General features: G+C 54.5%; 8 protein-coding genes. 3 read left to right on the top strand and 5 right to left on the bottom strand.

Annotation, left to right across the window (positions count from 1 at the left end; all coding sequences use genetic code 11):
• The first annotated feature begins 293 nt into the window (after window positions 1-293).
• The 3 genes from focA (at window position 294) to pflA (ending at window position 4,395) form a co-directional block, all read left to right on the top strand.
• The gene (gene focA, locus EC836_RS09620; protein ID WP_123332473.1) at window positions 294-1,151 is read left to right on the top strand and encodes a formate transporter FocA; all 858 of its coding nucleotides are present in this window, start codon (window positions 294-296) and stop codon (window positions 1,149-1,151) included.
• Between the two features lie 90 nt (window positions 1,152-1,241).
• Window positions 1,242-3,524 (top strand): formate C-acetyltransferase, encoded by a 2,283-nt coding sequence (gene pflB / locus EC836_RS09615; protein ID WP_123332471.1) that lies wholly within the window; start codon window positions 1,242-1,244, stop codon window positions 3,522-3,524.
• 130 nt (window positions 3,525-3,654) lie between these two features.
• Window positions 3,655-4,395 carry a pyruvate formate lyase 1-activating protein gene (gene pflA, locus EC836_RS09610; RefSeq protein WP_123332469.1) on the top strand — a complete coding sequence of 247 codons (741 nt, stop codon included), beginning with the start codon at window positions 3,655-3,657 and terminating at the stop codon, window positions 4,393-4,395.
• 53 nt (window positions 4,396-4,448) lie between these two features.
• On the opposite strand, the gene EC836_RS09605 is transcribed toward pflA, so the two are convergent.
• The 5 genes from EC836_RS09605 to EC836_RS09585 form a co-directional block, all read right to left on the bottom strand.
• A complete protein-coding gene (locus EC836_RS09605) occupies window positions 4,449-5,606 on the bottom strand; it encodes an MFS transporter (RefSeq protein ID WP_123332467.1) in 1,158 nt (385 codons plus the stop codon).
• A 302-nt stretch (window positions 5,607-5,908) separates the two neighbouring features.
• Window positions 5,909-7,201: a serine--tRNA ligase gene (gene serS / locus EC836_RS09600; RefSeq protein WP_123332465.1), complete on the bottom strand. Its 1,293-nt coding sequence runs from the start codon at window positions 7,199-7,201 to the stop codon at window positions 5,909-5,911.
• 96 nt (window positions 7,202-7,297) lie between these two features.
• Window positions 7,298-8,641, bottom strand: coding sequence for a replication-associated recombination protein A (locus tag EC836_RS09595; protein ID WP_123332464.1), 1,344 nt, complete (start codon window positions 8,639-8,641; stop codon window positions 7,298-7,300).
• 7 nt (window positions 8,642-8,648) lie between these two features.
• Window positions 8,649-9,260, bottom strand: a complete 612-nt coding sequence (lolA, locus tag EC836_RS09590; protein ID WP_123332462.1) for an outer membrane lipoprotein chaperone LolA — start codon at window positions 9,258-9,260, stop codon at window positions 8,649-8,651.
• Window positions 9,261-9,325: 65 nt separating this feature from the next.
• Window positions 9,326-12,952 (bottom strand): DNA translocase FtsK 4TM domain-containing protein, encoded by a 3,627-nt coding sequence (locus tag EC836_RS09585; protein ID WP_123332460.1) that lies wholly within the window; start codon window positions 12,950-12,952, stop codon window positions 9,326-9,328.
• Window positions 12,953-13,000: the final 48 nt, after the last annotated feature.

Raw genomic sequence — 13,000 nt, 5'->3', positions numbered from 1 at the left:
TGATAAGTTAAAAAAAGGTAACAGTTAATAGCTGTTACCTTTTATTTTTCACAATTCAGAATTAATTACCGTCGTTTCTTTACCTTTCAGTGACGCTGAAAAATCAAAATTAAATTATTTTTTTAAATTTTAAAAAAGTTTTATTGGTTATCTATCAATTAGATAACTTAAAAAACACCATTCCCTCACGATCTCAATGGCTGAATTACCAGGCCACTATGATCCATATCAAATTCCCTTCTATACTCGTTTGTTAAACTTTCCTTGCTGACTAATTATTGGAGAACGTTAGTGTGAAAGCTGGCAACCTCTTTGATCTATTATTACCTGCTGAAATGGCCAAAGTTGCTGAAGACGCTGGCGTCTACAAAGCAACGAAACACCCTTTCACTACCTTCTTTCTGGCAATTAACGCAGGCGTATTTATCTCTATCGCCTTCGCCTTCTACATTACGGCCACCACCGGTACCGGCACGATCCCCTGGGGGCTGGCAAAACTGGTTGGGGGTATCTGTTTCTCACTCGGCTTAATGCTAGTTGTGGTTTGCGGCGCCGACCTGTTCACCTCGACCGTGCTTACCGTTGTGGCGAAAGCCAGCGGCAGAATCACCTGGACTCAACTGGCGCGTAACTGGATTAACGTTTACGTTGGCAATTTTATTGGTGCCATTTTCTTCGTCGCTCTGATCTGGTTCGCGGGACAGTACATGACCGCAAACGGTGCCTGGGGATTAAACGTCCTGCAGACCGCCGACCATAAAATGCACCATACCTTTATTGAAGCCGTATGCCTGGGCATTCTGGCCAACCTAATGGTGTGCATGGCGGTATGGATGAGTTACTCCGGCCGCAGCCTGCTGGATAAAATGTTTGCCATGGTTCTGCCGGTTGCCATGTTTGTGGCCAGCGGCTTCGAGCACAGCATCGCCAATATGTTTCTTATCCCAATGGCGATTGTCATCAAAGATTTCGCTTCGCCGGAATTCTGGCAGGCAACTGGGGCAACAGCCCAACAGTTTTCGCACCTGACCGTCAGCAACTTTGTTACTGACAACCTGATCCCCGTGACCCTTGGCAACATCATCGGCGGCGGCTTGCTGGTTGGGTTAACGTACTGGGTGATCTATCTACGCGACGGCGATCACCACTGAGTCTCTGTAACAGAATCTTATACAGCCGCAGGCAGCTCATCGCCTGACGGTAACGTACAACGAACTTCACGTTATAAAGGTAGGTATCACATGACCGAGCTAAATAAAAACATGGCAACAGCCTGGGAAGGTTTTGCAGCAGGTGAATGGCAGAACAGTGTTAACGTTCGCGACTTCATCCAGAAAAACTACACTCCTTATGAAGGCGACGAGTCATTCCTGGCCGGTGCGACTCAGGCGACCACCACCCTGTGGGATAAGGTCATGGAAGGCATCAAGCTGGAAAACAAAACCCATGCGCCGGTTGATTTTGATACCGACCTGGCCGCAACCATTACCTCACACGATGCTGGCTACATCGAAAAAGACCTGGAAAAAATCGTTGGTCTGCAAACTGAAGCGCCATTAAAACGTGCGCTGATCCCGTTCGGCGGCATCAAAATGGTGGAAGGATCCTGTAAAGTTTACGGTCGTGAGCTTGATCCTTCACTGAAAAAAATCTTTACCGAATACCGTAAAACCCACAACCAGGGCGTGTTTGATGTGTACACCCCGGATATTCTGCGCTGCCGTAAGTCAGGCGTGCTGACCGGCCTGCCGGATGCCTACGGCCGTGGTCGTATCATCGGTGACTACCGTCGCGTTGCGCTGTACGGTATTGATGGCCTGATGAAAGACAAATTTGCTCAGTTCACCTCTCTGCAGAGCGACATGGAAAATGGCGTCAACCTGGAAGCCACTATCCGTCTGCGCGAAGAGATTGCTGACCAGCACCATGCGCTGAAGCAGATTAAAGAGATGGCGGCCAAGCACGGCTTTGATATCTCCGGTCCGGCAACCACCGCTCAGGAAGCCGTACAATGGACCTACTTTGGTTACCTTGCTGCGGTGAAATCACAGAACGGTGCAGCGATGTCCTTCGGTCGCGTGTCGACCTTCCTGGATATCTACATTAATCGCGATCTGAAAGCCGGTAAAATCACCGAAGAAGAAGCGCAGGAGCTGATTGACCATCTGGTGATGAAACTGCGTATGGTTCGCTTCCTACGTACCCCGGAATACGATGAGCTGTTCTCCGGTGACCCAATCTGGGCAACGGAATCACTGGCCGGTATGGGCGTTGATGGCCGTACTCTGGTGACTAAAAATACCTTCCGCTTCCTGAACACGCTTTACACCATGGGCCCATCACCCGAGCCGAACATGACCATTCTGTGGTCAGAAAAACTTCCGCTGAACTTCAAAAAATTCGCCGCGAAAGTGTCGATCGATACCTCTTCTCTGCAGTATGAGAATGACGATCTGATGCGTCCTGATTTTAACAACGATGACTACGCTATCGCCTGCTGCGTTAGCCCAATGATCGTGGGCAAACAGATGCAGTTCTTCGGCGCCCGCGCTAACCTGGCGAAAACCATGCTGTACGCGATTAACGGCGGTGTGGATGAAAAATTGAAAATGCAGGTAGGTCCGAAAGAAGCACCGATGATGGATGAGGTGCTGGACTACGAAAAAGTGATGGCGCGTATGGATCACTTCATGGACTGGCTGGCAAAACAGTACGTTACCGCGCTGAACGTCATCCACTATATGCATGACAAATACAGCTATGAAGCCTCGCTGATGGCGCTGCACGATCGCGATGTGTATCGCACCATGGCATGTGGTATCGCCGGTCTGTCCGTTGCCGCTGACTCACTCTCGGCGATTAAATATGCCAAAGTGTCCACCATTCGTGATGAAGACGGCCTGGCCGTAGACTTTAAAATTGAAGGTGAGTATCCACAGTTCGGTAACAATGATTCCCGCGTTGATGATATTGCCTGCGACCTGGTTGAACGTTTCATGAAGAAAATTCAGAAACTGCACACCTACCGCAACGCCGTACCAACCCAGTCGGTGCTGACCATCACCTCTAACGTCGTGTATGGTAAGAAAACCGGTAATACGCCGGACGGACGTCGCGCTGGCGCACCGTTTGGACCGGGCGCTAACCCAATGCATGGCCGTGACCAGAAAGGCGCCGTGGCTTCACTGACCTCCGTTGCCAAACTGCCGTTTGCCTACGCTAAAGATGGTATTTCCTATACCTTCTCCATCGTGCCAAACGCGCTGGGTAAAAACGACGATGTGCGTAAAACCAACCTTGCAGGCCTGATGGATGGCTACTTCCACCACGAAGCCAGCATCGAAGGCGGTCAGCACCTTAACGTCAACGTGATGAACCGTGAGATGCTGCTGGAAGCAATGGAAGATCCGGAAAAATATCCGCAGCTGACCATCCGCGTTTCTGGTTATGCCGTGCGCTTTAACTCGCTGACTAAAGAGCAGCAGCAGGACGTGATCACCCGTACCTTCACGCAAACCATGTAACACCCCGCAGCCCCTTCGGGGGCTGCAGTCAGAAGTCAGTTTCGCCAGTGGCCTGTTTGCTTCTTGCAGGGCACTGTCAAAACAGACTTAACGCGGCTCAAGACTGCGTCAACGTGGAGAATTCATCGCAATGTCAGTAATCGGACGTATTCACTCATTTGAATCCTGCGGAACCGTCGATGGTCCCGGCATTCGTTTTATCACCTTCTTCCAGGGCTGCCTGATGCGCTGCCTCTACTGCCATAACAGAGACACCTGGGATACCCACGGCGGTAAAGAGATTACCGTTGAAGAACTGATGAAGGACGTGGTGTCCTATCGCCACTTTATGAATGCTTCCGGCGGTGGCGTTACCGCTTCCGGCGGCGAGGCTATTCTGCAGGCTGAATTCGTCCGTGACTGGTTCCGCGCCTGTAAAGCCGAAGGAATTAATACCTGCCTTGATACCAACGGCTTCGTGCGTCGTTACGACCCGGTCATTGATGAACTGCTGGACGTAACCGACCTGGTGATGCTCGATCTTAAACAGATTAATGATGATATCCATCAGGTGCTGGTCGGGGTTTCAAATCATCGTACGCTGGATTTTGCCCGCTATCTTGCTAAGCGGAAAATCCGTACCTGGATCCGCTATGTGGTGGTGCCCGGCTACACGGATGATGATGATTCCGCACACCGCCTCGGTGAGTTTACCCGCGATATGGGCAACGTAGAAAAAATCGAAATGCTGCCCTACCACGAATTGGGCAAGCATAAGTGGGTTGCGATGGGCGAAGAATACAAGCTCGATGGCGTACATCCGCCAAAAGCGGAAACCATGGAGCGGATCAAACGGATCCTGGAAAGCTACGGCCACGAAGTGATGTACTGAGCAAAAGTAAAAGGGCGACCACCGGGTCGCCCTTTTTAATACATCTGTTCTTCTCAGGCGTGCGCCACCGGGTTGACAGGATGGTCCGCCTTGCGCAGCAGCATGGCGAGGTAAATCAAAGCGACTGCGGCAATCATCACAAACAGCAGCCGGTCTGAATAACTCTGCATCAGCATTGAAGTCATGGTCGGACCGGCAAGGCTGCCCACGGTATAGCTGAGCAGTAAAGCCTGGTTCATCGCCACCAGTTCATGGTGGGCAACCTTCTCGCAGGCCCAGGACATCGCGACCGGATACAGGGTGAAACCAGCGCAACCAAGAATAAACAGGGCCGGTCCCATTGCCGCGTTGCCCAACATTGCCAGTGCACCGAGGATCACGCCGAAAACCTGCACTCTCAGCACCAGCAGACGCCCATAACGATCCGCAAGGCGACCAATCGGCCACTGTCCGATAATACCGGCGCTGACCAGCAGCGCCATCCAGTAGCCCACGCTGGAATCACTCATCCCCTGATGCGACAGGTACAGCGGCATCAGACCATACAGTGAACCCAGAACAATACCGGAAATAATACAGCCGTTGATGCCTAAGCGTGCATTGCGACGGCGTAGCATCGGCCACAGTCGGCCTGACGCCCCTTCTTCACCATCTACTGCATTGTTGGCGGTCACACGGGTAAATACCAGCGGCAGGATAGCTGCCAGAATCAGGCCGCTCACCCACGGCAGCACCTGCATCAGCTCGGTAGAGACACGGCTGACCATCAGCTGTCCGACAACGGTCGCGATGTAATAAACGATCATGTAGGCCGCCAGCAGTCTGCCACGATTCCGCAAGGTGCCGTTACACAGCAGTGCGCTCTCTACAATCACCCAAATCAGCGCACAGCCCACGCCAGCTACAAATCGCCACAGAGTCCACATCCAGAAACCGCTTTGCAGTCCCAGCGCGACGGTAGCCAGGGCAAAGACCAGCGAAGCCAGATAATAGCTGTGATTAAAGCCAAGGCGCTTAATCAGCCAGCCTGCGATCAGCGTACCCAGCAGGTTGCCGCAATAGTAGGAAGAACTGACAACGCCAATCTGCCAGGTCGGTAACGCATCGTGCGTCAGCCAAAGAGGAACCAGAGTATTCAGCGCGGCGATAGAAATCGTCAGCAACAGCAGACCGCAAAGCAGCACTATTACAGGACGCGACCAGATGGACATAGTAGTGAAGAACCAGAATGAGGAAGGATTTTGTGCGCATCATGCCACCGCGCGCGGGTTTGTAAAAGCACCAAAAATTAGCCGCAGCACGATTTGCTGCCAAATGATTTAATTTTTTTATCTACAAGGAGTTAGAGCAATTCAAACCGGCGCAATCGCATAAAATATCTCATTGAATTTTCATCAAATTAAGCGGCAGATAACGAAAACATCCATAATAAATTTTGCTTGATGAGGATGAAAAAAAACCGCCTGCAACGCGATGTCGCAGGCGGTTTTTTCAGCATGAATATCGATCGGGATTAGCCGATATATTCAAGGCCCTTCATATACGGACGCAGCACTTCCGGCACGGCAATACGGCCATCTTCCTGCTGGTAGTTTTCCAGTACGGCAACCAGAGTACGCCCTACTGCCAGACCAGAACCGTTCAGCGTGTGAACCAGACGCGGTTTTTTCTCGGTTTTGGTACGGCAGCGCGCCTGCATACGACGCGCCTGGAAATCGCCCATGTTGGAGCAGGAAGAGATCTCGCGGTAGGTATCCTGCGCAGGCAGCCACACTTCCAGATCGTAGGTTTTGGTCGAACCAAAGCCCATATCACCGGTACACAGCAGCACCTTACGGTACGGCAGGTTAAGCAGCTGCAGCACTTTCTCCGCGTGCCCGACCAGCTCTTCCAGCGCGTCCATGGAGTCTTCCGGACGGGTAATATGCACCATCTCAACTTTATCGAACTGGTGCATACGGATCAGGCCGCGGGTATCACGTCCATAGGCACCGGCTTCGGAACGGAAGCACGGCGTATGCGCGGTCATCTTCAGCGGCAGTGACTCTTCTTCCAGGATCTCATCGCGAACCAGGTTAGTCAGCGGTACTTCCGAGGTTGGAATGAGCGCATAGTTGCTGCTGGAGGCTTCTTCTTCCAGTGGACGCGTATGGAACAGATCTTCGCCAAACTTAGGCAGCTGGCCCGTGCCGTACAGGCTGGCGTGGTTTACCAGATAAGGAACGTAGGTTTCCTGATAGCCGTGCTGCTCAGTATGCAGATCGAGCATAAACTGGCTCAGCGCGCGATGCATCAGGGCAATCTGGCCCTTCATCACGATAAAACGTGAACCGGTCAGCTTCACCGCAGCGGCAAAATCCAGGCCCGCAGCCATTTCACCCAGTTCAACGTGGTCACGCACCGCAAAATCAAATTTACGCGGTTCGCCCCAGCGGCTGATTTCCAGGTTTTCACTGTCGTCTTTACCCAGCGGTACCACATCATCAGGCAGATTTGGAATAGCCAGTGAGAAGTCACGAATATCGTTTTGCAGTGCGTCCAGCTCTGCTTTCGCCGCATCCAGGCGTTCGCCCAGGGCATTCACTTCCTGACGCAACGGTTCGATGTCTTCCCCACGTGCTTTGGCCTGCCCGATGGATTTGGATCGCGAGTTACGCTCTGCCTGCAGATTTTCAGTTTCTACCTGCAACACTTTACGACGCTCTTCGTGAGCGCGCAGCGTGTCAACGTCCAGTTTATAACCCCGGCGTGCCAGTTTTTCAGCGACTGCGTCTGGCTCATTACGCAGCAGATTGGGATCGAGCATGCTTGTCCTGTGCTTGTTGTGATGGAATAAAAGAAAAGGCGCATTCACCGTAGTGAATGCGTTGAATTCGCAGGTAACCTTACCGCAACGCCCCGGTCAGCGGTAGCGTTTTGTCGGGCTATTTTGATCCTGAGTAGCAAGCCAGGCGAGCTTTTCACCGATTTTGCCTTCCAGCCCACGAGATGTCGGCTGATAGTAGCGGGTCTGCGCCATTTGCTGTGGGAAATAGTCCTCACCGGCCGCGTAGGCGTTGGGTTCATCATGGGCGTAACGGTACTCCGCGCCCAGTCCCATTTCCTTCATCAGCTTCGTTGGCGCATTGCGCAGGTGTTCAGGAACGTCGTAATCCGGATTTTCACGCGCATCGCGCATCGCCGCTTTGAAGGCTGTGTAAACGGCATTACTCTTGGGCGCGCAGGCGAGATAAACGATCGCCTGAGCAATCGCACGCTCACCTTCTGCCGGACCAACTCGGGTAAAGCAATCCCACGCGGCGATAGCCACCTGCATTCCGCGCGGGTCGGCATTGCCAACATCTTCAGAAGCGATAGCCAGCAGACGGCGCGCAACATACAGTGGATCGCCACCTGCGGTGATAATTCTGGCATACCAGTACAGCGCCGCATCAGGCGCGGAACCGCGTACGGACTTGTGCAAAGCCGAGATCAAATCGTAAAACCGGTCGCCCTTATTGTCGAAGCGAGCGCTGCGTTCACCCGAAACTTCATTAAGCAGCTGCGGCGTCAGTTCACGCTTGCCTTCCGCGTTGACCTCGGCCATATCCGCCATCATTTCCAGCGTATTCAACGCCCGGCGCGCATCGCCGTTGACCAGCTCGGCAATCATATTGCGGGTATTGTCCGGCAGAACGACATTATCTTTGCCGAAGCCGCGTTCACCGTCATTCATCGCCTGGTCGAGCACGGTGGCAATATCCTCGCTGGTCAGCGATTTCAGCAGATAGACGCGCGCGCGCGAAAGTAATGCTGAATTGAGTTCAAACGAGGGATTTTCGGTGGTGGCTCCGATAAAGGTGATCGTACCGTCCTCAATATGCGGCAGGAAGGCATCCTGCTGGCTTTTATTGAAGCGATGCACCTCATCGACAAACAGGATAGTGCGGCGGCCCGCATTGCGGCTCTGCCTGGCGCGCTCAATGGCTTCGCGTATCTCTTTCACGCCGGATGTGACGGCGGAAATGCGTTCGACGTCCGCCTGCCCGTAGTGGCCAATGATTTCCGCCAGCGTTGTTTTCCCCGTCCCCGGCGGCCCCCACAGAATCATCGAATGAAGGTGACCAGCCTCAATCGCCCGCGGCAGCGGTTTCCCCGCCGCCAACAAGTGCTGCTGCCCGATATATTCATTCAGGTTGCGTGGCCGCATTCGCGCGGCCAGCGGTTGAAACTCATTGCGGGAGAAGTCGAGGGACAGGTTACTCACGCGGACCTCACTGACGCTGATCGTCCAGGGTCACGCCTTTCGGTGGCGTAAACGTAAACTTATCGGCGGAGATGCTGCCGTTTTGCTGGCTTTTCAGCGCATAGCTGCTGCGCTGGCCGTCCTGCTCAACAGCGCTGAACTGGTTAATCGTGCCGTTAGTCGATACGTTGATATCAAACTGCTTTAGGTTGCCATCGATCGATTTCGGCGTCAGGGAGAAATTATCTCCTTTCTGCGCGATATTATACTGCTTCCAGTCGCTGGCCTGGTTACGGGCAATCAGCATAAACGGCGTGTTGCCGGTCGCGTCTTTCAGCCAGCTCGCGCTAACCTGTTCAACAAACGGATTGTAGAACCACAGCGTTTTGCCATCGGAAATCAGCGTGCTCTCATCGGGTGCCGTCATATGCCAGTTAAACAGGTTTGGCCGCTGCACCCACATTTCACCTTCACCGTCCTGCACGGATGCGCCGCTGCCGTCGGTCACTTTCTGACTGAACGTGGCGTGGAAGCTTTTTACCTTATCCAGGCGCTGCTTCAGCTCGCTGGACGCATCTGCCAGCACACTGGCAGAAGTAAAGGCAGCCAGCAGACAGCATGAGATCACAAATTTTTTCATTACGGCATCCTTAATAACGCTTTGATATCAGGCTTAAAATAAAGCATTGCTTAAATAAACTACCATCACATTTCATGCGGTGGCGGAGCCAGTACTTCGCGGTTCCCGTTGTGGCCTGGCGATGACACAATGCCCTGCGCCTCCATCTGTTCGATGATGCGCGCCGCGCGGTTATAGCCGATGCGGAACTGACGCTGAACCCCGGAAATAGAGGCTCGGCGCTTATCCACCACGAAGGCAACCGCCTGGTCGAACAGCTGGTCGAGTTCTTCATCCCCTTCCATACCGCCGCCCGCCGATTCGCCATCATCGCCGCCGCTGAGAATACCTTCTTTATATTTAGGCCGCTCGCGCGCTTTCCAATCCTTCACCACCGCGTGGACTTCCTGATCGCGGACAAAGGCACCGTGCACTCGCACGGGGATCGACGAGTTCGGTGCCAGATACAGCATATCACCCATGCCGAGCAGTGATTCCGCGCCGCCCTGATCGAGAATGGTACGCGAGTCAATTTTACTGGATACTGTAAAGGCGATACGGGTCGGAATATTTGCCTTAATCAGGCCGGTGATCACATCCACCGATGGGCGCTGAGTCGCAAGCACCAGGTGAATACCGGCGGCACGGGCTTTCTGCGCCAGGCGTGCAATCAGCTCTTCCACCTTTTTGCCCACGGTCATAATCAGATCGGCAAACTCATCGACCATGACCACGATGTAAGGCTCTTTCTCCAGCACCGGTGGCGTCATATCCATGCTGTCGGTTGGCTTCCAGAACGGATCGGGGATCGGACGCCCCATTTCTTCAGCCAGATCCACTTTTTCGTTATAGCCGGCAATGTTACGTACGCCCAGCGCTGACATCAGCTTGTAGCGGCGTTCCATCTCGACCACACACCAGCGCAGCGCATTGGCCGCATCTTTCATATCCGTAACCACGTCGGTTAATAGATGCGGGATCCCTTCGTAGACCGACAGCTCAAGCATTTTCGGGTCGATCATGATAAAGCGCACTTCTTTCGGCGTCGCCTTATACAGGATGCTGAGGATCATGGCGTTAACACCCACCGACTTACCGGAACCAGTGGTACCGGCAACCAGCAGGTGAGGCATTTTTCCGAGATCTGCCACCACCGGTTCACCGGAAATATCCTTACCGAGAACAATGGACAGCGGCGACGGGTTATCCAGGAACGCCGGGCAGTTCAGCACCTCACGCAGATAAACCGTCTGGCGTTTTTGGTTAGGCAGTTCGAGGCCAACGTAAGGGCGCCCCGGGATCACTTCCACCACGCGCACGGCGACGGCAGAGAGCGAACGCGCCAGATCGCGGGAAAGGTTAGAGATTCGCGCCGCTTTCACGCCAGGCGCCAGATCCAGCTCAAAACGGGTGATTACCGGTCCCGGAGAATGCCCGACCACTTCGGCTTTAACGCGATAATCGGCCAGCCTCGCCTCAATCAGACGTGAAGTCTGTTCAAGGGCAAAGTGATCGACCGGCTCGGTTTCCGTTGGCGGAGACGTCAGCAGATCGAGGCTTGGCAGCGGCGTCGTTGGCTTATACGTCGGCTGCTCGTGACGCACCAGAAATGGATGGATCAGGCTGTCCATATCCGGTTCGGCTGCGGCAGGTTCAACGGTCACCGGCGGCTGCACGGCCTGAGCGGCTGGCACCGGTCGCCAGGCTGAAGCTGGCGCAGGCACTTCAGCCTGCTGTGACGGCACAGTTTCGGCCCGAGGCTGCCACTGCGCTTCAGGTTCGGCTTCCTGCCACTGGGATGCAGGCTCTTGATGCTGGGGAGGCTGTTGCCACTGCGGCACAGCGGCTTCCGGCTCTGCTACCGCTGAAGGCGTAAACAGCGGTTCGATCGGGCCGTCATCCACTAAATCATCCATCGGCGAGAAATCGAACGCGGAAGAGGTATCCAGCATGAACGTTGGTGCTGAAGAAGACCCTGTAGCCGACAGCGCGGGTGCAGTCGGTTTGCTCTCAGCCGCGTAACGCTGCTGCTGCTGCGCTGCAAACTGACTGGCCAGCGCCGCCTGCTGCACAAGCTCTTCATCCTCAGGGGAAAGATCTTCACCATAGCGCTGCTGCTGTTGAGCCAGGAACGCCGCGCGCAGGCTTGCCTCCTCGGCTTCATTATCCTGCTCATCGCTGAGATCCGGTGCAGCATAATGGCTTGCAGGCTGCTGTTCCTGTTGCTGCTGCTGGCGCAGTTCTTCTTCTCGGGCTTTTTCTTCCGCCATCCGCTGTGAAGGCAGCTTAATGCCATAGGAAGCCAGCTCGCGACGCGTCGGGAGCTTAACCGGCTTCGGCCTTGGCAGTTCAGGACCAATTCCCTGCTTCACCTGCGGATTATCGTCGTCATCGCTGGTCGCGCTGAAGCCAGGCATAAACGGCATCGCGCTATCAGAGGCCTGCGCAACGGCGGCCGCAGCACCGGCTGCTGTCGCTATCGTCGTCGCGGCATGCGATGCCGACTGCGGTGAGAATTCAAACGGTGAAGAAGAAGCTTCACGCCAGTTCCCCATCTGCGGGCCGTCATCCTCATCCTGATAAGCAGGGATAACCGGCGGCGGAGTCTGCACTTCCTGTGGAATTTCGAAGCGATAAACCGGCGGCGGAGCGGCCTGTTGCGTAACGGGCTGCTGCGTAACCGGCTGTGCAGACGACGTAGTGGGCTGCGACAGCGCAGATGCCTGCGGCTGCGCGGCAACAGGTTGCTGGTTTATCGAAGGGGTTGGTTGCAGAGCTTCGTTGCCCGGTGCAGCAAGGGGCCTCGTCGCTTCCGCAGCAAAGGCGTTCGTCGCTGCTACGGCGCTGGCCGCAGCAGCCTGACCCGCTAATGCAGCGCCCGCAGCAGAATCCGCAGCTGTTGCAGATTCGCCTGACGCAGGCTTGAGCGGCTTAGCCATTAGGGGATCGTGTTCATCGTCGGCGTCATCCGGCAAAGCGGGTTTTGCCAGCAGAACGTCATCACCCTCATCCTTGCGCGCGGCACGAGAAGAGATAACCGGGGCATCGTCTTCCTCTTCCTCATAGTCATCCTCTTCGTGCCACTTTTCATCAGCACGAGAGCGATTGCTGGCGAACGTCAGCACGCCCATCACCACGGCACCAATTTTCTCGGCGATGGTCAGCCAGGACCAGCCGGTATACAGCGTCAGCCCTGCCGCCCAGACGCACAGTAAAATGAGTGTACCGGCCGGACCGTTAACCCATGGAGCCATGGCATTGCTTAACAGGCTGCCAATCACACCGCCGGAGGCGAAGTAACCGATATCATCGGCATTAAGCGCAGCAAGCCCGCAGGAGGTGACCACCAGCGCAAGCACGCCGATAAGCCGTAAAGCAACGGCAAAGTAGTCAATATATTCCTGGGAGTGACGCTGACGGAAGGTGATCCAGCACAGACCCAAAATAACAGGGGGGATTGCATAGGCCATCACGCCGAAAATGAAAAACAGCGTATCGGCAAGCCACGCACCCACGCCACCACCGAGGTTGTGGATAGGCTCGTGCCAGGCGGTTTGTGACCAGCTTGGATCGGAGGCATTGAAGCTTACCAGTGCGACCATCAGATAGATGGCGAAAAGAGCAACAATGATCAGTAACGCTTCCAGCAGACGACGTCCGCTGCTCAGCGGTTGTAACGAAACTTCTTTATCTTCTGTATATTCCTGGCTCAAGAGTACTCTCCAGGTGCCTGTAAACTATGAAGGCAACAGCGTCGGGGT

The organism is Erwinia sp. JUb26, assembly GCF_003751505.1.
Lineage (GTDB): Bacteria > Pseudomonadota > Gammaproteobacteria > Enterobacterales > Enterobacteriaceae > Erwinia.
The sequence above is the reverse complement of the archived record's forward strand: the minus strand, read 5'-3'. Positions and strand labels throughout refer to the sequence as shown.

Excerpts from the sequence above, each read along its gene's own strand:
- pflB (WP_123332471.1), top strand. The coding sequence starts at position 1,242 with ATGACCGAGCTAAATAAAAACATGGCAACAGCCTGGGAAGGTTTTGCA.
- pflA (WP_123332469.1), top strand. The coding sequence starts at position 3,655 with ATGTCAGTAATCGGACGTATTCACTCATTTGAATCCTGCGGAACCGTC.
- EC836_RS09605 (WP_123332467.1), bottom strand. The coding sequence starts at position 5,606 with ATGTCCATCTGGTCGCGTCCTGTAATAGTGCTGCTTTGCGGTCTGCTG.
- serS (WP_123332465.1), bottom strand. The coding sequence starts at position 7,201 with ATGCTCGATCCCAATCTGCTGCGTAATGAGCCAGACGCAGTCGCTGAA.
- lolA (WP_123332462.1), bottom strand. The coding sequence starts at position 9,260 with ATGAAAAAATTTGTGATCTCATGCTGTCTGCTGGCTGCCTTTACTTCT.